Below are 20,371 nucleotides of genomic sequence, written 5' to 3' on the forward strand. Positions count from 1 at the left end.
TCACACTTTATTGGTTAGCCCGATCGCAGGGCTAAGTTATAAAAGGGTAGTGTTCAAAGACAAAGTAAGTACCTCGGTCCAACGCCTACACCCCTTTAAATACGGGCCTGCAAGCTGGTGCGAGAGTATACCAGCTCGCACTAATATTACAATTAAGCAACAGGCCTCTAAGCCCTTTGTCTAGGTACTTACAGCCAGATCACACGATCAGAAAACAGCCAAAAAAGCCCCCTTCAGCACCTAAATCGTTTTCCTCAATGCGACAGAAGATGTCGCATCCACCATCGTAAAACCCGCGCCATACTTGGCCTCAGGCAAAATTGATTAACCTGCATAATAGTGTCAACATTCCGGCTTCTCCACTCGCGATGGGTACTGTTAATTTTTTTTTAAAAACCTTCTTTTTACACCCTGCCGGCAACGACATTCAGAATCATACAAAAGTCGCTATCTGCGGCATAAACTTCTAAATACTCACTTAACAAACACCGCCTAACTAACTGAAAAACATCAATAAACCCAAAAAACAGACACATCAACACCTCATGCTGCACCGCAACACAGAAATCCGAATATAAATTGACAATTTCGTGTAAGTCTCTATATTGTCTGGGTCCTATTACGAGCAGAGACTCAGACGAAACCCTGAAAAAAGCTTGGCAATCTGCAGAAATTGTTATCAATCTGCCGGTTGGACCAAGAGCGGTTTCCCTAACGTGACTAGTATTACAGGAGCCTCTGAGCAAACCCGACCGCCTGCTTATATATAGCCAGCGCCGGTCCTGCGGTTCCCTCAAAGGCTCTTGAGTCATTCAGATAACCAGAAATGATAGGAGCCTCTAATGGCTGACAAGAAAGCACGCTTAACGGTCGATGGTCTCGAGGAAGTCATCGAACTTCCGGTTTATACCGGCACCACAGGTCCCGATGTGGTTGACGTACGCGCTCTGACTAGCAAAGGCCTGTTCACTTATGACCCGGGCTTCGTTTCCACCGCAGCCTGCGAGTCCAGCATCACTTATATCGATGGTGCCAAAGGTGTACTGCTGCATGGCGGCTACCCGATCGAACAGCTGGCAGAAAATTCCGATTACCTGGAAGTCTGCTTCTTACTTTTAAACGGCGAACTGCCAACCCCGGAACAGAAAGAAGTCTTCGTTAAGACTGTTAAGAACCACACCATGGTTCACGAACAGATGACACACTTCTTCAACGGCTTCCGCCGTGACGCACACCCAATGGCGATCATGGTAGCGGTTGTCGGCGCACTGTCCGCCTTCTACCACGATTCTCTGGATATCGACGATGCGCACCACCGTGAAGTGTGTGCTTTCCGTCTGATCGCCAAAATGCCAACCATTGCTGCCATGTGTTACAAATACAGCATTGGCCAGCCCTTCCAGTACCCGCGTAACGAACTGGATTATGCAGACAACTTCCTGCAGATGATGTTTGGCAACCCGTGTGAAGACTATGTAACTAATCCGGTACTGGCTAAAGCCATGGACCGCATCTTCCTGTTACACGCAGATCACGAACAAAACGCATCCACTTCTACCGTCCGTTTAGCAGGTTCTTCCGGCGCTAACCCATTCGCCTGTATCGCATCCGGTATTGCTGCCCTGTGGGGACCTGCGCACGGCGGTGCAAACGAAGCCGTACTGACCATGCTGCAGGAAATCGGTGACGAATCTAACATCGATGAGTTTATTCAGCGCGCGAAAGATCCTGAAGACTCTTTCCGCCTGATGGGCTTCGGCCACCGTGTTTACCGTAACTTTGACCCTCGCGCCAAGGTTATGAAGCAAACCTGTGACGAAGTACTGGCTGAACTGGGTATTGAAAACGATCCTTTCCTGAAGATCGCCAAGCGCCTGGAACAGATCGCCCTGGAAGATGATTACTTCATCCAGCGTAAACTGTACCCGAATGTAGACTTCTACTCCGGCATCATCCTGAAGGCTATCGGTATCCCAACGAACATGTTTACCGTTATCTTCGCTCTGTCACGGACAATCGGCTGGATCTCTCACTGGAGCGAATTCCACAGCGGCCCGAACAAAATCGGCCGCCCGCGCCAGCTATACACCGGCCCGACCAAGCGCGATTACGAGAAAAAGTAATCCCGCTGACAAGCCACAAAAAAGGCCATCATATGATGGCCTTTTTTATTCTCTTCAGAACCGGCTACACCGGCAGTCGCTGACCGCAACTCCCCTGCTTTACTCCGGCTTTACAAACTCAAAACAGCAGTGAATTTTAGCATTACGCTTAAAATCCAGATCGATGGTTGAGCGGGTAATATCTTTAACCTGATAACGCTGCTGCAACGCCTCATCCAACTTAAAGCGGCGATAGTTATTCGAAAAGATAAGCTTACCGCCTGGGCGCAGCAACTGCATCGCCTGATCCACCAGCATCACATGATCGCGCTGCACATCCAGCACATCATGCATGCGCTTAGAGTTCGAGAAGGTCGGCGGATCCATAAAGATCAGATCAAACTGCTGGCCCTTTTGCGCCTTCAGCCACTTGATGCAGTCTTCCTGCAAAAAATGATGGCGGGTTTCAGCAAAACCATTAAGCGCAAAGTTCTTACGCGCCCAGCCAAGGTAAGTTGCCGACATATCAACACTGGTGGTCGAACGCGCACCGCCCTTAGCCGCATGCAATGAAGCCGTCGCTGTATAACTGAACAGGTTCAGAATATCCTTACCGGCAGACTCTTGCTGAATCTGCAGACGCACCGGACGGTGATCCAGGAACAGCCCGGTATCCAGATAATCCTGGAGATTGACCAGAATCCGGCAGCCACCCTCCTGCACCTCGAAGAAATGCTCAGTCGCATTCTGCTTTTCATACTGACTGCTGCCCTGCTGACGGCGACGCTGTTTCAGCACCACCTTATCTGCTGGCATTTCCAGCACGCCAGGCAAGACCTGCATCACTTCCTGCACGCGTTCAAAGGCTTTAACAGTATCAACACTCTTAGGTGCAGCATATTCCTGCACATGGAGCCAGTCACCGTAACGATCGACCGCAACGGCATACTCAGGCAGATCAGCATCATAGATCCGGTAACAGCTGATATCCTGCTTACGGGCCCATTTACCCAATTGCTTTAAATTCTTCTTCACCCGGTTAGCAAACATGGTCGCCCCTTCGGACAACGCAATGGCACCGGCTTCAGTTTTATACTTTTCCTGATCCTGCTGTGCTTTCTCTTCAGCCTGCGCGACTTCTTCAGCAGTACGGGCGCGGATATCAAACATCAGCAACTGGCTTTCCAGCGCACCATTATACAGCTTGTAACGCTTATCTACCGCCAGCTTCATCATCTTGCACAGCTCTGGATTACCGGTAAATACCGCGGCTCGCCAGCCGGCAAAATCCGCCTTAAGACGCTCACCAAGATGCTGATAGAGAAAATACAGTGTCGGCTCATCACCCAGACGCTCACCGTACGGCGGGTTAGTCAGCAACAAACCCTGCTCCATTTTCGCAGGACGCGACAGCTTGGCCAGCTCGCGGCGCTCAAAATGCATCAGGTGATCAACCCCTGCACGGCTGGCATTCTCCTGCGCGGTCGCCAAAACCTTAGCATCGGAATCGAAACCGGCCAGCTTAATATTCACTGCCGCCAGACCCGCATCACGGCGCGCCTGTGCCTCTTCCACCAGCTCCCGCCATACAGATGCCTTATGTTGCGGCCAGTGGGTAAAACCAAATTCACGGCGCTGCAGACCCGGCGCAATATCTGCCGCCATCATCGCCGCTTCAATCAGCAAGGTACCGGAACCACACATCGGATCGATCAGCCCCTGCCCCTGCGCATAAAAATCCTGCCACTGGCTGCGGTATAAAAGCGCCGCCGCCAGGTTTTCCTTCATCGGTGCTTTACCTGCCTGCAAACGATAGCCGCGACGGTGCAAGCTGTCACCGGACAGGTCCAGACAGATCCGTAACTTACCCCGGTTCAGACGTACATTCACCCGTAAATCCGGGCGCACACGGTCAACGGATGGCCGGCGTCCGGTCTCTTCACGGATCTGATCGACAATCCCGTCCTTCACCTTCTGAGCACCAAAGCGGCTGTGACTGATGGCCTGTGACTGACCGGAAAAATCCACCGTCAGCGTACCACTGGCCCGCAGGTGATCCAGCCAGCTCACCGCACGCACCGCCTGATACAGGTCATCAGCGGTTTCAACTTCACCGGCTTCATGCAATACCAGCAAGACCCGGTTAGCCACCCGCGACCACAGACATACCCGGTAAGCCTCAGCCAGCTCGCCGGCAAAACTCACCCCTGCCAGAGTCTGACGGCAATCCGTCACCCCCAGAGATTCAAGTTCATTAAATAAAACAGGCTCCAGGCCTTTGGGACAGGTAGCAAAAAAATTCATATCAGACAGGTATTCAAATAGATGGATGCGGGACACAGATAGTCAGGACACGCATGGTAACGCGCCGGCCGGCATAACACCAGTCAAACAGCCCCTGACGCCTGTCAGCATCACCTTCCCCACTCCGGCACCATTAGATCAGAATCACCAAAAGACAACTCGCATAAGGACAAATGAGTACAAAAATTGCGCCATATCAGATGAAAATATTTCAAACATCTATTTAAAAAATACCCGCGTAGATTAACTGCTTGAAAACACGGCATTATTGCAACTGCGAAGATTACAAATTTATTAAAAGCCAACCGTTAATATGCTTTTTTAATTACACAGCGAAGCTGAATTGAGTATAAATGGTGGAGTGCGATGTTCAGAGGCAAGATCACTCTGCCCCTGATTCACAGAGAAATGGATAGCTATTATTGCTGGCAGATAATCAAGAGTCACCCGACAGCTAAGGGATTCCAGAGGACGGCTATCCTGCCTTCAATGTTAAACCTTAAAGAGAGGTTGTCTTATGAAAAGACAAAAGCGAGATCGTTCCTCCGTACTATTCAACCGTGGTTTTCAGGCAGGCCTGATTGGTAAATCCCGGGACGAGTGTCCCGTTAACAACGTCAACGATTTACGCAGTCACTGGATGAGTGGCTGGAGAGAAGGCCGCGAAGCGCACTGGAACGGTCAGTCCGGGGTCTCAGCTATTAACATCAACCCGTCTCTTCATTAACACCCCACAGAATCCTGCCCAGCCTTACGGCAGCAGGATTCAGCTATAACACTCACTTTTCCTAACCCATTAAAAAAGGGCCTGAAACGCTGTTTCAGGCCCTATTTTTTTATCCCGGCAAGATAACTCAGCTATCGCCCAGCTCAGCTATCGCCTGAACAGAATCCCGGATAAGCGCCGGCCCCTGATAGATGAAACCACTGTAAATCTGCACCAGACTGGCACCGGCTTCAATTTTTTCCCGGGCATCAAAACCGTCGGTAATACCGCCCACACCGATAATCGGTAACGCGCCGTCCAGCTCACGGGCAAGAATCCGCACCGCTCGTGTAGAACCGCTGCGAACCGGTGCGCCACTCAGACCACCAGCCTCATCACCGTGCTGCAACCCTTCCACCCCTTCACGGGACAATGTGGTATTGGTTGCAATCACACCGTCAAGCTCGAACTGCTTCAGGGAGGCTGCCACCAGACCGAATTCTTCTTCGTTCATATCCGGCGCGATTTTAACGGCTACAGGCACATACTTACCGAACACCTGTGCCAGCTTGGCCTGCTCTTCCTTAAGGTTTTCCAGCAGCTCATTCAGTGAATCACCAAACTGCAGATTGCGCAGGCCCGGTGTATTGGGCGAGGAAACATTCACAGTAATATACGTCGCTTTATCGTAGACCTTACGCATACACAACAGGTAATCATCCAGCGCACTTTCAACAGGGGTATCAATATTCTTACCGATATTAATGCCCAGCACCCCGTTGTAACGGCTTCTGGCCACATTCTCTAACAGGGTATCCACGCCCAGATTATTAAACCCCATCCGGTTAATAATCGCGTGCTGCTGTGGCAGACGAAAAATCCGCGGCTTCGGATTTCCCGGCTGAGGCCGCGGCGTTACCGTGCCCACTTCCACAAACCCAAACCCCAGCGCAGACATCGCATCGATGGCGACAGCATTCTTATCCAGACCTGCAGCCAGCCCCACCGGGTTTGGAAAGTCGATTCCCATCACATTCACCGGCAACTCCGGCTGCTTGCACGCCAGTAACTTATTCAGTCCGCTGCTGCCCATCAGCTGCATACTTTTCAGAGTCAGGTCATGGGAAACTTCAGGATCAAGCTGAAACAGTGCAGAACGAGCGAGTTGATATAACATTGGCGGCCACATATCGGTTTAAAATTCAGGCGGCATTATAAGCAATCGGTGAAACAGAGTAAAAAGCCATCCCCTTATAAACGCCGGATATCGCTAAATTTTCCCCCTTCATCAAAACGAATCACAAAACTGCCACTGATTCCGCTGTGTAACAAAAACGGCCGCAGTATCTCTGCGGGGAACCGGATACGCCGGCCATCCCGGCTGCGGGCTACGACATTTTTCGCCGTCCCCCGGTAATGCTGTAAAAACTCTTCGCTACTCAGGCTGATATCAACAATAATCTGCTGCATAATCCCGCTTAAAACTGATCATAAAATTACCGTTATTTTATATCAGGAAAAGATCAGGATTCCATGATAACCGGTAACAAAAAGACATCCGGACACCCCAGGCAACTCATATTCGCCGCTTTTTAATACCCGCCTCCTGTGACCACTGGGATTTACCGAAAACCCCGTTATAATCCTAAGCTTAAACTTCCGGTGCCCGCATCCGAAAAACTGCCGGCATCTATACTATCAGCGCAACAGGACTTCACCTGCCAGCATGCAACGCTTACTTAATTTCTCAGTCATTCTGTCAGGTGCCTTAAGCCTGTTTTTTTCCGGCCTGCTGCAGGCGCAGGTAAGCGTTTATCCTGACCGCTATGCCATCAACGAGAATGAAACCGTGCTACTGACCGTCGAAGTGGATCAGCGCAGTGCCCGTCGGCCGGATTTTTCCCCCCTGAATAAAGACTTTCATTTCCTTGGCAGCAAGCAAATGAGCGTATCCAGCCACACCAACGGTAATAACACCTACAGCAGCCGCTGGCAGATACTGCTCCGCCCGCGTAAAAGCGGCGAACTGCAAATTCCCGAATTACTGATCAACGACGAACTCAGCCCGACAATTTCCCTGACGGTGCTGCCAAGCCAGAACCGCCCGGCAGCCGCCGCCCCCCAGAATGAATTCGTCGAGCACAACGTCGATAACAACGAAATTTATGTCAACAGCCAGTTGCTTTACAGCATCAGGGTCTTTCACCAGGAGCCTCTGGTACAGCTTGCTCATCTGCAACAGCCGGAAATAGACAATGCCGAAGTAAAGTCACTGGGGGAACCGCGCCAGTACACCACCCGCTTTCAGGGCGAAAGCTATCAGGTACTGGAACATAATTACGCCATATTCCCGTTGCAGCCCGGCCAGTTGATCATTCCTCAGGCCAGCTTCCGCAACGGTCCCGGCGCAGCAGAGGTAACCAGCCCACCACTGAATATCGCCATTCTGAATCAGGCCCCTCAGGACCCGCCCGGTTTCTGGTTGCCCAGCAGCAAAGCCAGCATTAGCGAAACCTGGCAGATGCCTGAACCCCTGGTACCGGGTGCGGCCATCCGGCGGACCATCACCCTCAGTGCCGAAGGTGTACCCGCCAGCAATCTGCCCTCGCTGATGCCCCTGCGGAACGAACTGGCCCGCATTGCCATTGAAGAAGTGACCCTGAATGAAGAAATTACCGGCGCAGGACTGTTAAGCAGCCGTACCGAAGTCATTACCATTATTCCCACCGAACGGGGTGAAGTTACCCTGCCACAGATTGTTATTCCCTGGTGGAACACCGAGCGTGACCGCAATGAGCGAGCCACCCTGCCAAGCGCTATCCTGCGGATCATTCCCGGCGCAGCCCCGATCAGCATAGGTGAAAGCCTGCCACCGGCCGAAGCAATGAAAGCAATGGCACCGGCAGAACCTGCTGAGGAAATATCAGCAGCAATAACTGCCCCGGTGATGCAGGAAAACACCGTAATGAAGCCGGCAACACCTGAAGCGGCGCCACCTGTTCAGCCCCTTCCTGCGTCACCCCAGGATACTTCGCTGCCTTTCATTGTCTGGTTACTGGCCGGCTTCAGTATTCTCTGTGCACTCGGCTGGCTGTATACCTTTGCCCGCCTGCGTAAAATGAAACAGGACCCTTTTGCGCCGTCGATGCCTCTGACCGAAGACCCGGACAGCATCCCTGACAGCGTGGAAGAAGAGCTGGATGCTGCTGACCTGATGGCCATTCAGGTTGCTGAAGAAGAGGCTTTTAATGCCACAATACAGGCCTGCCATCAGGGTATGGCGCTGGAAGCCCGGCTAATGATGCTTGAATGGGCCCGGTATATCTGGCCGGACAAAGAGGTACATAACAGCATGGACATGATTCACGCCAGCGGCAGCAAAACCCTGGAACTGCTGCTGATTGATCTTGAAAACCACATTAACGAACACGATGCTGATGACTGGGCCGGTGACCTGCTCGCCAATGCCCTTTATAAAATCCGGGATCGCCAGTCCGCACTGTTACAGACCCTCTGATCAGCCTTCAGCCATAACTGCCTCAAGGGCTGCCGGAAGTTCAGGGTAACTGAACCGGTAGCCGGCATCTTCTATGCGCTTCGGATACACCCGCTGCCCTTTTAACAGCAGTACAGCCCCTTCACCAAGCATCAGCCCCGGCACCAGTGCCGGCAGCGGCAATATCGCCGGGCGGTGCAAAGCCCGACCCAGCTCAGCAGTGAACTCAGCATTACTGACGGCACCGGGAGCCGTCAGGTTATAGGCACCGGAACATTCCGGATGTTTAAGCAGAAAAACAATAATCGCCAGCTCATCCTGAAGGTGAATCCATGACATCGCCTGCTCACCGGAAGCAATCCGCCCGCCCAGCCCGAACCGGAACGGTGGCAGCATTTTAGCCAGCGCGCCGCCGTTACCCAGCACAATCCCTGTACGCAGCAGGCACACTCTTACGCCGGACGCTTCAGCCCGCAGGGCACTCTCTTCCCAGCGCCGGCACAGCTCGTGGGCAAATTCATCATGGGGTTCTGCGTCTTCAGTTAACACCCGGTCAGACGGCTGACTGCCGTAATAACCGATAGCGGAACCACTGAGCAAAACCGCCGGCTTATTCTGCAGGCGCTCAATCAGTGCGACCAGCGCGTCCGTCACCCCAAGTCGGCTGTTCAGCAGCAGCTGCTTACGTGACTCAGACCAGCGGGCATCGGCAATGCCTTCCCCCGCCAGATTAATAACCGCATCAATATGCACATCATCCCCAAGAAGATCCAGTGAAGCGACACCACTGACACTGTCTCCATATAAGCGCCGCAACTTTGCTTCTGAGCGAACCCAGAGTGTCAGCGAATGGCCTTCGGCCAGCAGTACCGGCACCAGCGCCTGACCAATAAACCCTGTTCCGCCACTCATCAGAATATGCATACGGTTACCCCATCCCTTCTTTCGGCATCTGCGCCTGTAAAAAGTACACAGGCTCTTTACCATCTTATACCTTGAAATCCATTCTGTGGATCTCTATATAAAGATCTCAGCTAACACGTTTAACGTGATGACAGCTTAATCCCCGGCAGCCGGCTGCCCACAAATGAGAGACATTTATGTTTACAGGTATCGTACAAGGCATCGCCACCGTCACCCAACTGGAGCGGCAGGAAAACTTTATGCGGCTCACCCTGGAACTGCCGCAGGCCAGTTGCGATAACCTGCAGACCGGGGCCAGCATCGCCGTCAACGGCACCTGCCTGACCATCACCGGTTTCAGTGACCGGCTGGTCCACTTCGACCTCATTATGGAAACCCTGCGGGTGACCAACCTTGGCGCACTGCAACAGGGGGCCAAAGTGAACTTTGAACGGGCGGCACGCTTTGGCGATGAAATCGGCGGCCATCTGTTATCCGGCCACGTTCACAGCCAGATCAGCCTGCGCAGCAAAGACACCCCGGCAGATAACTGTATCCTGTGGTTTGATGTCGCCCCGGAATTTATGAAGTACATCCTGCCAAAAGGCTTTGTCGCCCTGAACGGCTGCAGCCTCACTGTCGGCGAAGTCAGTGATACCGGCTTCAATGTCTATCTGATTCCCGAAACCCTGTCAGTAACCACCTTTGGCACTGTTCAGCCCGGCGATGCCATTAATCTGGAAATCGACAGCCAGACCCAGGCAGTGGTAGATACCATTGAACGCTATATGGCACACCGGAGCGACAGCTGAGCGGCCAGCCCCGATAACGGACTACTCATCCGGAAGTCGGCTAATTCACTGATTTTTATTGCAAAGTGCATATCCGGTTGTCATGATAAGTATTCATGTACGGCCGGCAGTCTGAGCCATATTCAGCATCGGATGTACCCTCTAAAACGACATCAGTGGCAGAACCGGTGCAACAACAATCAGGCAACAGGTCAGACTTTCTCCGGGGCATTCTTTGTCTGACAGGCATCTTTTTAACTGGCTGCGCCCTGCAGCCAACGCCAGACACGCAGCATTCCGCCCAGGCTGGCACACAGGCAATCAACATCCGGGCCATTGCCCGTCAGTCGGTCTCTCCCAGCCAGCCCAGCAAAACCCGCCGTAACTACGGCACGATTCTGATGCGGGATAAAACACCGGAAACAGCCTCCCATACCCGGGTAATACTCAGCGACTGTATCCATCCACAGAGCGGTCAGGTGAACTGCAATACCTACCTTTTCCCCATTGATGACAGCGGTGAACTGCAAAGCCCCGTCAAGCTGGAGCAGGGTAAGAACGCCGCCCTTATCCTGGCGGAAGGCACCTATTATATGAAGTCAGGCAATCTCAACAGCGATTATCTGGTCAGTGGCCAGATCCGGCTTAAACCCAAAGCTACCCACTACATCCGCCTGGTATTTGAATAACCCCGTAAAGAAAACGGCAGGCGAAAAAAAACCGCAGCTCTGGCTGCGGTTTTTTTAATACATCAGCAAAAGGACTTACGCCTCTTCAGCACCGTACTGATCATCAATTTTCAGCACAGACAGAGTACGCTTACGTACCCGGCGCAACAGCTCATCATCCGCTACCAGATCTTCGCCGTATGACTCAACCATCTGCTTCAGCTTTGCCTGCCACTCAGGGGTAGCAATCTGCTCAGGGAAACAGCGACGGATTACATCAATCATGGTCATAGTTGCTGTAGATGCCCCCGGAGACGCCCCCAACAGCGCAGCCAACCGGCCATCTGCCGAGGAAATAACCTCAGTACCAAATTCCAGCTTACCCTTGCCCTTGTCATCTTTCTTGATGATCTGGACCCGCTGACCGGCGTAAGACAACTCCCAGTCTTCGTCTTTAGCGTCCGGGAAGAAACGGCGTAACGCATCCACACGGTCACTGTGAGACTGCATCACCTCACTGATCAGATAACGGGTCAGATCCATATTCTTGGCGCCCACCGACATCATTGGCTTAAGGTTATTCAGCCGAACACTCAGTGGCATATCCAGTACTGAGCCTTCTTTCAGGAACTTAGTGGTAAAACCGGCAAAAGGCCCGAACAGCAGCGCCCGCTCACCGTCAATCACCCGGCTGTCCAGATGCGGGACAGACATCGGCGGCGCGCCGATCGGTGCCTGACCATAAACCTTGGCCATGTGCTGCTCAACAATTTCCGGCTTGTTACAGACCAGCCACTGACCACTTACCGGGAATCCGCCATAGCCGTCACCTTCACTGATACCGGATTTCTGCAGCAGCGGTAACGCACCGCCGCCAGCCCCCAGGAAGACAAACTTAGCCCGCAGCTTAGTTTCTTTACCCTTCAGAGACTTAAGTTCAACCCGCCAGTCGCCGTCACTGTACTGGGAAAGGTCTTCAACCGCATGGCCCAGCAATAACTCAAAGTTATCCTGTTTCTGCAGATAATCCACCATGTTACGGGCCAGAGAGCCGAAGTTAACATCGGTACCGTAGCGCACCCGGGTAGCTGCCACCGGTTGATCAACCGGACGACTCTGCATCACCAGCGGCATCCACTCAGTCAGTACTGCCGGATCTTCGGAATATTCCATATCGGCAAACTGAGCACGCTGGCTCAGGGCCGCATAACGCTTACGCAGGAACGCAACATTCTCTTCACCCCACACCAGGCTCTGATGGGGTACGTTGCTGATGAACTGTTCAGGATCAGGCAGGCACCCCTGCTCAACCAGATAAGACCAGAATTGCAGGCTGGCTTCAAAAGACGCGTTAATGTTAAAAGCTTTATCAGTACTGACACTGCCGTCATCCTGCAACGCTGTGTAGTTCAGCTCACAGTATGCTGCATGGCCCGTACCGGCATTATTCATTGCATCGGTACTTTCATTCGCCACGTGGTCAAGACGCTCTACCATGGCAATCTTCATGGAAGGATCGAGCTGTTTAAGCAGCACACCCAACGTGGTGCTCATCGCACCGGCACCCACCAGTAATACATCAACAGTTTTCGAGGTCATAAATCTCCGCCATTTAAACCTGGACATTAACGCTGCTATCAACACTGCACCGCAACAAATCAGCAGGACCGAAATCCAGCCAGCGGCAACAGCACTGAGTAAAGAGCTTCTGCAGTTTAGTTGCTGCAGCATCCATCTGGGTAAATGAACCAGCTTTCGTTATTAACGAAGCTGAATTACCGCCCGGGATGGAATTTGTGGCGCTGATTATACTGATTATGACCAAAAAAGCTTGTGGCACCGGATAATAAAATACTATCCCTTAGGCGGATACTCCCACTAAGGTCTATACAATAATATGCTTTGACAGGAATCCTCACGCTGCACCTGCAAAATCACCGGAAGCCGTTTTCGAAACAGCAATCTTCACCATCAGCCCGTCTGTCAGGCGCCTGCAAAAGCACCTGACCTGATAACCCTAGTGCAAATTCAGCCAACCGCCAGAACTTTACAGCCACTGATACCGGTAAAACACACCGCGGCGCAAATCAAAAACAATCCCCAGCCTAACGCAACACCGGTGAACGGTGCCCGGAATGCCCCGGCAGATTTCGCCAGATGATCAGCCCAAGGGCCGGTACCTGCATCAGAATGCCATACAGGAGAACGGCGGCGGACATATCCGGGTTCTGCAGAATCACCGCCGTTATCACCAACCCGGTGCCCGCATTCTGGATCCCCGTCTCGATGGCCAGCGTCAGCGCCCGGGGCGTCCCCACACCTGACCACCTGCCGGCCATAAATGCCAGCAGCATTGCGCCGGTCGCCAGGGTTAAAACCGCCGGCGCAAGCACCGGCAGCAGTTGCATCAGCCCCTGCATCTGAGCAACCGTCAGCGCCGTCACCACCAGCAACATAATCAGCGCAGCGGCCGCTTTGATCCAGCGCCGTGACCGGATACAGAATTCAGTTTGCCAGTGGCGTAACAGCATCCCCAGAATCACCGGCAACACACCGATTGCCAGTAACTTGGCAATTGTCGGCCCCACCGGAAGATCAATGGCTGCACCGCCCGGCTGCAACTGCTGCAGGGTAAACACACTCAGCACCGGTAAGGTAAAGGGGATAATCAGCCCGGAGATGACCGTCAGACTGACCGACAATGCCGTATCCGCCCGGCACAGCAAACACATAAGATTAGACGTGGCGCCTCCCGGTGCGAAGGTAACAATCATCAGCCCGGCGGCCAGAACAGCCGGGAGGGCGAATAACGTCACAACAGCTAAACCCAGCAAAGGTAGCAGCACTAACTGTAACAGCGCTCCCAGCACCAGTACGCCCGGCCGGGACAGTAACACCCTGAAATCTTTCACCGACAGTGACATCCCCACCGCAAACATCACGGCAAAGAGCCCCAGGGGCAGGAAAATGGCAACTGTATCCGGGCTATTCATTGGCAGGTCTGTACTCCGTTGCAGACAGGTTTCAGAAGTTTTCGCCATCATAGGCCTTAGCTGCTCCGGATAATATAACCGCCGCCTATCCGTTAGTCGTATAAACGGCTGAAAAAACACCCGGATAACAGCCTGTTTTTTCTGCCTTTACCTGGGTCACAGAAAACCTTTAACAGGCGAGAAATTTTTTCCCCAGCCTGCACCAAACCCCGGCAGCACATGGCCTGAAAAGATCTACTCACATATCTTGTGGATAACGCTGTGGGTAGCCATTCAAAAACCCGCCGACAGCCCCATAACCGTGCTGATACACACAAACTGATCACTTTTTAACCATATGTTTTAGCGTATATTTTTCAATAAGTTACAAACTTCAAAATGGATATTTCCTGACTAAAGCGGTATTTTTCCCACACTATATTGCAAAACCGCGTCAGCTCTGTGACAGAGCCAAGTCAACCCGAAAAGCGTACTTTTCTGATATTTTTTTTACTGCTTTTTGATCCGGAAGCTGGAGCACGTCAGCCAGACACATTAGTATGCCTCCTCCGTATTCAGACGAAGCTGCCCGATAACAGCTATTATTCAGATTATGACCCCGCAATCAGAAGCACAGAAAATCACCCTGATCGGCGCTGTTCTCGATGCCCTGCTGGGTGCCCTGAAGATCGTTATAGGCAGCATTGCCCACTCCAGTGCACTGGTCGCTGACGGCATCCATTCCCTTTCAGATCTGCTGACCGACTTTATGGTCATCGTCATTCTGAAGTATTCCCATCAGGAACCGGACAAAGAACACCCCTGGGGTCATGCCCGGTTCGAAACACTGGGGACAATTATTCTCGGCGGCCTGCTGATTCTGGTGGCCGGTGCCATTGCTTATGACAGCCTGCACACCCTGATCAGCGGCAATCAGCTGCTCATTCCTGAGTGGCCAACGCTGCTGGTAGCCGCGATATCTGTCATCGCCAAAGAAGCGATCTTCCGCTATACCCTGGCGATCGGACAAAAGCTGAAGTCTGACCTGCTCATTGCCAACGCCTGGCACAGCCGTACAGACGCCCTTTCATCCATCATCGTATTTGTGGGCATTGCCGGCGCCATGAGCGGCTTTGCCTGGCTGGATGCAGTTGCCGCCATACTGGTGGGCTTTATTGTTGCCAAAATAGGCATTGAGCTGAGCTGGAAATGTGTTCAGGAGTTACTCGACACCGCTTTACCGGAAGAAGATGTCCAGGCCTACACCGACGAAATCATGCAGGTTGAGGGCATCCTCAGTGTTCACAACTTTAAAAGCCGGCGGATGGCCAGCCATATCCTGCTGGAGGTTCACCTGCAGATAGCGCCCTATCTGAGCGCATCAGAGGGACATTTTATCGGTGATATGGCGGTATACCGTCTGCGGGCCCGTTTTCCCGACATAAAGCACGTAATCTTCCATATTGATACCTATGATGATGAAGCAGAGAACTATTGCCAGGTGCTGCCCAACCGGGTAGAAATCAGCCGCTGTCTGTTCGCTATTCTGGACCGGCATGATGCAACGGAGCTGAAAATTCACCGCCTCAGTCTGCATTATCACACCGACGCCATTGAAATTGACCTGCAGCTCAATCATCCGGACACTGTGACGTACGACCTGCCAGACCTGCAACAGCAACTGAACACTGAACTGAGCAAACACGCCTGGTTTGGCCATCTTAACCTGCTGGTACGCCATACCGACAGCAACGATCAAGTACTGAAATGAAGACCTACCTGCGCCCCAGCGCTGCTGTAAGCAGTGAAATCATTATCAAGCACAGTCGGTTTATCTGTTATATCGCGCCAGTTAATAGCCGGGCAGAAGCAGACGCCTTTATCGACAGCATTCGCCGCCAGCACCCCAAGGCCAACCATAACTGCTGGAGCTATGTGGCAGGCTATCCTGAAGATCCGCAACAGTGGAACTGCAGTGATGACGGTGAACCTAAAGGCACTGCCGGCCAGCCTATGCTTAACATTCTGCGGCACTCCGGGATGGGGCAGATCTGCGCCGTGGTCACCCGTTACTTTGGTGGCGTAAAACTGGGCACCGGCGGGCTGGTCCGGGCTTATGGCCAGAGCCTGAATGAAAGTATCCGCCTGCTGGAAACCGAAGAGGTTATTCCCCAGTCGACGATCAGCCTGAGTGCCGGTTATGACCTGACCGGTGATCTGGAACAGCTGATTGTCCGCTTCAGCATTCAGGTGGACGAACGGCTCTTTGAAGAACAGCTGGTTATTCACGGCCGGATAGAAGTTCAGCAACTGGATGATTTTAAGCAGGCGCTGCAGCCGATTCAGCACAAAGTGACCCTCTCAACCGGCGAATAGTCCGCCCGGCTGCCAGCGAATAACCTCCGCCGGCAGCTCCCATGGCCCCTTCAGCGGCAGCCTGTCCCAGCACCGGACTGTGATTTGCAGCACGTTTACAACCCAGTGACTTAAAGTCCTGCCTGACAGAGATAAGTGTCTGTTCTGTATCAGTTATTCATTTTTAAATTGTTCAAACAGCCCACATTAACCTATAGTCTTATTTCAGTATTGCTTCACCTCATGCGAGGATCACAAAAATAGCGCACCCGGGCTTTAAAACAGTTGTTTAATTATTTTCAATAAACTATAAAGTTCCGCCAAATCAAGCCGATAGATAACTACTGAGTAGAAAATCAGGTTCATGTTTGATTGTTGTACTTGTTGATATAACGATTGCACTCGCAGAAGAGGTCGTATGAAGTTCGCAGATAATCCAAATCAGGCTGCAGAATGCCTCCGTCAGGCCATCCCTCTGATGGTCAAATACAGCATCCCGCCCAACCCGCTGAATTATTCACTCTGGTATGCCTATGTTTCCAACGTCATTCCGGGGCTCAACACCCAGATGGACAAGGCGCTGGAAACTTACGGTACCTGCCCGAGTATTGTCAGTGAACAAATGTTTCGTGATTTCCTCATTAAAGAAGAAATCGATAACGCTGAAGACCTGCAGACCGCTCTGATGGCCGTTATGGGCAGCCTGGAAAATGAAGCCAGCAGCACCATCCAGAATACCGAAGCCTTCAATGATGTTCTGGAAGACAGCCTGCAGGCTTTACAGGCCAGCCATTTCATTGACCAGGACGAAAACGTTGCCGGAATCATTGAAAAACTGACGGCAAACACCCAGGCAATGAGCGAAACCACCAAACAGTTCCAGAGCAAGATCGACGAAGCTCAGGCTGAGATTGCCACCCTCAAGCAGGAGCTGGAGAAATCCCGTCAGGATGCCAGCGTGGACGCCCTTACCGGTCTGTTCAACCGCCGTGTATTCGATATGGAATTCAGCCAGATTGCCAGCAGTCAGGACGCCAAAGTCACGCTGGTGATGATCGACATTGATCACTTCAAGAAATTTAATGACACCTATGGCCACCTGATGGGCGACAAAGTCCTGCAGTACGTGGGTAAAATGGTTAAAGAGCTGTGCCTGCCGCCGCTGTTACCGGTCCGTTTTGGCGGCGAAGAATTTGCTGTCCTGTTGCCGGGTAAAGATACCGCTGCGGCGGCTAAACTGGCCGAAACCATCCGCGGTAAAATCAAAGCGATCCGGATCAAACAGAAGAAGTCCGGCGAAGTCATCAGCTCAATTACATCGTCATTCGGCGTTGCCGGGCTGATCCCGGGTGAAACCCCGGAAGCCTGCATAAGCCGCGCCGATGCAGCCCTTTACCAGGCTAAGGCCAACGGACGCGATCAGGTACAGCTGGCTGGCTGACCACCACCCTGCGACTGCTTACGAAAAAAAACGCGCCATCCGGCGCGTTTTTTTATACCCGGTGAAAGCCTTTTATTTAGCCGGCTCACGCATGGTTACAAACTCTTCAGCAGAGGTTGGGTGAATACCAATAGTAGAGTCAAATACTGCTTTGGTCGCACCGGCTTTCAGCGCGACCGCCATGCCCTGAATGATTTCACCGGCATCTGCACCCACCATGTGAATGCCCAGCACCTTATCGGTATCACGGTCCACCAGCATCTTCATGAAGGTCTTCTCATCACTGCCACTCAGCGTATGCTTCATCGCCCGGAAAGATGACTTGTAAACATCCACATTGGTGTACTGTTCACGGGCCTGCTCTTCCGAGAGACCGACAGTGCCGATATTTGGCTGGCAGAATACCGCCGTAGCAATCAGGTTGTAGTCCACCTTCTGATCCTGACCGCCGAACAGATTACGCACCAGCGCCATCCCTTCAGCCAGGGCAACCGGCGTCAGTTGCACCCGGTCAATCACATCACCGATCGCATAAATTGACGGCTCGCTGGTTTCGAAATTGTCGTTCACCACAATCGCGCCGTTCTTCTGCTGTTCAACATTCACCGTTTCCAGACCCAGATCGGTAACATTAGGTACCCGGCCGGTCGCGTACAGAATGGTATCCGCTTCCAGAACCGAGCCATCGGTCATATGCGCCAGCAGGCTGCCGTCAGCCTGTTTTTCAATCTTGCTGATATTGTTGTTGAAGCGCAGGTTAACATTCTTCTTGGCAACTTCTTCAGCGGTGAAACGGCGTACTTCTTCGTCAAAACCGCGCAGGAACATATCACCGCGGTAAATCAGAGATGTTTCAGCCCCCAGACCGGCAAAGATACCGGCAAACTCAACCGCGATGTAACCGCCGCCCACCACCAGTGCACGTTTCGGAAATTCATCCAGATAGAATACTTCATTAGATGTAATCGCATGTTCGCTACCCTCAAACTCTGGGACGAACGGCCAGCCGCCGGTGGCGATCAGAATACGCTCAGCGGTATAGGTCTGCCCGGATACTTCAACCGCGTTCGGACCGGTAATCCGCGCGCGGCCTTCAATAAGGTTCACGCCGGCATTTTTCAGCATGTTGCGGTAAATACCGTTAAGACGCTCAATTTCCTTTGTCTTGTTATCACGCAGGGTCGGCCAGTCAAAGCCATTCGCTTTCACATCCCAGCCGAAGCCCGCTGCATTTTCAAAATCTTCATGGTAGTGGGAACCGTAAACAAACAGTTTCTTCGGTACACAACCCACATTGACACAGGTACCGCCCATGTAGCGGTCCTCAGCCATCCCTACTTTTACACCCATGGCAGCTGCCATACGTCCGGCACGTACACCGCCTGAACCGGCACCAATTACAAACAGATCAAAATCAAACTCTGCCACAATTATTCCTCTTTTCTGTTACGCCACGTACTGCGCTGCGAATATCAATCAAAACCGCGACAACCTGCGGTCATATAAAGACGCTAATCTACCTGTTTGGACGACTAACTGCCAATAAAGATAATCAACAATACTTATAGCAATCACTTATAAACATCCATTTTAAGAATTACCAAAAGCTATAAACAAAACTTCCCGTTTACCCGCGTGCCAGGCGATTGATCTTTAGCGGTGCGCAGAGTAACTTAGGGCCTTTCGATTCAGCCTTACGGAATTACAATGAAACTCATCTCTTTCAACATCAACGGCTTGCGTGCACGTCCTCATCAGATCAAAGCCCTCATCGACAAGCACCAGCCAGACGTTATCGGCATTCAGGAAATTAAAGTACATAACGAAGAATTTCCGGTAGAGATGATCACCGACCTGGGTTACCACGTTGAATTCCATGGCCAGAAAGGCCATTACGGTGTTTGCCTGATTTCCAAACAGCCACCGGTCAGCATTCAGATGGGCTTTGCCACCGATGATGAAGACGCTCAGCGCCGTATGATTATTGGCGAATACAACATCGACGGCGAAACCGTTACCGTCCTTAACGGCTACTTCCCGCAGGGCGAAAATATTGCCCACGAGACCAAATACCCGGCCAAGCGTAAATTTTATGCCGACCTGCAGATCCACCTGAATGAACACTGCTCCCCGGACGCCAATGTCTGCGTCATGGGTGACCTGAATATTTCCAGTGAAGATATCGATATCGGCATCGGCGAGCCAAATCGCAAACGCTGGCTGAAAACAGGTAAAGCCAGTTTCCAGCCTGAAGAACGGGAATGGCTGGCCACCCTGCTGGGCTGGGGCTTGCAGGACACCTTCCGTAAACTCCATCCGACCGAAGATGCCCTGTTCAGCTGGTTCGATTACCGCAGCCGTGGCTTCGAGGCAGAACCGAAACGCGGCCTGCGCATTGATGCAGTCCTGGTGACAAAACCACTGTATGAACGCTGCACCGATGCAAACATCGACTATGATATCCGCGGTATGGAAAAACCGTCAGATCACGCACCTATCTGGGCCGAGTTCAGCTAACCGGCCGGAATAGCCATCAGATCTAAGAAGGATACCCGCGGGTATCCTTTTTTATTTCCTCCTCGCCACGGCCTGTTTTTCTGCCTTTTCACTGCCCTCCCCCCGGAACGGCCTCC

General features: G+C 52.3%; 16 protein-coding genes. 9 read left to right on the plus strand and 7 right to left on the minus strand.

Translation table 11 applies throughout. The annotated features are described in order from the left end of the window. The first annotated feature begins 842 nt into the window (after positions 1-842). The gene (gltA, locus tag PCI15_RS14040) at positions 843-2,123 is read left to right on the plus strand and encodes a citrate synthase (protein ID WP_271270578.1); all 1,281 of its coding nucleotides are present in this window, start codon (positions 843-845) and stop codon (positions 2,121-2,123) included. A gap of 99 nt (positions 2,124-2,222) precedes the next feature. Here the strand turns inward: gltA and rlmKL are convergent, their stop codons facing one another. Further along, complete coding sequence (gene rlmKL / locus PCI15_RS14045) at positions 2,223-4,406, minus strand: bifunctional 23S rRNA (guanine(2069)-N(7))-methyltransferase RlmK/23S rRNA (guanine(2445)-N(2))-methyltransferase RlmL (RefSeq protein WP_271270579.1); 2,184 nt, start codon at positions 4,404-4,406, stop codon at positions 2,223-2,225. 517 nt (positions 4,407-4,923) lie between these two features. Here rlmKL and PCI15_RS14050 point away from each other — a divergent pair. Then, positions 4,924-5,133 (plus strand): BatR family protein, encoded by a 210-nt coding sequence (locus PCI15_RS14050; protein ID WP_205656703.1) that lies wholly within the window; start codon positions 4,924-4,926, stop codon positions 5,131-5,133. Positions 5,134-5,260: 127 nt separating this feature from the next. Here the strand turns inward: PCI15_RS14050 and PCI15_RS14055 are convergent, their stop codons facing one another. Together PCI15_RS14055 and PCI15_RS14060 are read right to left on the minus strand one after the other, a co-directional pair. Continuing rightward, positions 5,261-6,289 carry a quinone-dependent dihydroorotate dehydrogenase gene (locus PCI15_RS14055; protein ID WP_271270580.1) on the minus strand — a complete coding sequence of 343 codons (1,029 nt, stop codon included), beginning with the start codon at positions 6,287-6,289 and terminating at the stop codon, positions 5,261-5,263. Between the two features lie 74 nt (positions 6,290-6,363). After that, entirely contained in the window at positions 6,364-6,582 is a 219-nt protein-coding gene (locus PCI15_RS14060; RefSeq protein ID WP_271270581.1) for a DUF2835 domain-containing protein, read from the minus strand. A 256-nt stretch (positions 6,583-6,838) separates the two neighbouring features. On the opposite strand from PCI15_RS14060, the gene PCI15_RS14065 reads away from it, so the two are divergent. Continuing rightward, a complete protein-coding gene (locus tag PCI15_RS14065) occupies positions 6,839-8,629 on the plus strand; it encodes a BatD family protein (RefSeq protein ID WP_271270582.1) in 1,791 nt (596 codons plus the stop codon). On the opposite strand, the gene PCI15_RS14070 is transcribed toward PCI15_RS14065, so the two are convergent. Then, the gene (locus PCI15_RS14070) at positions 8,630-9,532 is read right to left on the minus strand and encodes a TIGR01777 family oxidoreductase (RefSeq protein ID WP_271270583.1); all 903 of its coding nucleotides are present in this window, start codon (positions 9,530-9,532) and stop codon (positions 8,630-8,632) included. It abuts the gene before it with no gap. A 176-nt stretch (positions 9,533-9,708) separates the two neighbouring features. Here PCI15_RS14070 and PCI15_RS14075 point away from each other — a divergent pair, with 176 nt between their 5' ends. Beyond that, positions 9,709-10,323 carry a riboflavin synthase subunit alpha gene (locus tag PCI15_RS14075; protein WP_271270584.1) on the plus strand — a complete coding sequence of 205 codons (615 nt, stop codon included), beginning with the start codon at positions 9,709-9,711 and terminating at the stop codon, positions 10,321-10,323. A 167-nt stretch (positions 10,324-10,490) separates the two neighbouring features. Continuing rightward, positions 10,491-10,991: a hypothetical protein gene (locus PCI15_RS14080; RefSeq protein WP_271270585.1), complete on the plus strand. Its 501-nt coding sequence runs from the start codon at positions 10,491-10,493 to the stop codon at positions 10,989-10,991. A 75-nt stretch (positions 10,992-11,066) separates the two neighbouring features. Here the strand turns inward: PCI15_RS14080 and mqo are convergent, their stop codons facing one another. Together mqo and PCI15_RS14090 are read right to left on the minus strand one after the other, a co-directional pair. After that, positions 11,067-12,569: a malate dehydrogenase (quinone) gene (gene mqo / locus PCI15_RS14085; RefSeq protein ID WP_376787815.1), complete on the minus strand. Its 1,503-nt coding sequence runs from the start codon at positions 12,567-12,569 to the stop codon at positions 11,067-11,069. Positions 12,570-13,075: 506 nt separating this feature from the next. Next, the gene (locus PCI15_RS14090) at positions 13,076-14,014 is read right to left on the minus strand and encodes a bile acid:sodium symporter family protein (RefSeq protein WP_271270587.1); all 939 of its coding nucleotides are present in this window, start codon (positions 14,012-14,014) and stop codon (positions 13,076-13,078) included. A gap of 541 nt (positions 14,015-14,555) precedes the next feature. Between PCI15_RS14090 and PCI15_RS14095 the strand changes: the two genes are divergently transcribed. The 3 genes from PCI15_RS14095 to PCI15_RS14105 all read left to right on the plus strand — a co-directional run bounded on the left by PCI15_RS14095 (position 14,556) and on the right by PCI15_RS14105 (position 17,738). Next, complete coding sequence (locus PCI15_RS14095) at positions 14,556-15,713, plus strand: cation diffusion facilitator family transporter (RefSeq protein ID WP_271270588.1); 1,158 nt, start codon at positions 14,556-14,558, stop codon at positions 15,711-15,713. Then, the gene (locus PCI15_RS14100) at positions 15,710-16,318 is read left to right on the plus strand and encodes a YigZ family protein (RefSeq protein WP_271270589.1); all 609 of its coding nucleotides are present in this window, start codon (positions 15,710-15,712) and stop codon (positions 16,316-16,318) included. The genes PCI15_RS14095 and PCI15_RS14100 overlap by 4 nt, the downstream gene beginning before the upstream one ends. Positions 16,319-16,715: 397 nt before the next feature. Beyond that, positions 16,716-17,738 (plus strand): GGDEF domain-containing protein, encoded by a 1,023-nt coding sequence (locus tag PCI15_RS14105; RefSeq protein ID WP_271270590.1) that lies wholly within the window; start codon positions 16,716-16,718, stop codon positions 17,736-17,738. 72 nt (positions 17,739-17,810) lie between these two features. Here the strand turns inward: PCI15_RS14105 and gorA are convergent, their stop codons facing one another. After that, positions 17,811-19,166, minus strand: coding sequence for a glutathione-disulfide reductase (gene gorA / locus PCI15_RS14110; RefSeq protein ID WP_271270591.1), 1,356 nt, complete (start codon positions 19,164-19,166; stop codon positions 17,811-17,813). Positions 19,167-19,445: 279 nt separating this feature from the next. On the opposite strand from gorA, the gene xthA reads away from it, so the two are divergent. Beyond that, complete coding sequence (gene xthA, locus PCI15_RS14115; RefSeq protein ID WP_271270592.1) at positions 19,446-20,255, plus strand: exodeoxyribonuclease III; 810 nt, start codon at positions 19,446-19,448, stop codon at positions 20,253-20,255. The last annotated feature ends 116 nt before the right edge of the window (positions 20,256-20,371 follow it).

The sequence above is a fragment of the Aliamphritea hakodatensis genome, from assembly GCF_024347195.1.
Lineage (GTDB): Bacteria > Pseudomonadota > Gammaproteobacteria > Pseudomonadales > Balneatricaceae > Amphritea > Amphritea hakodatensis.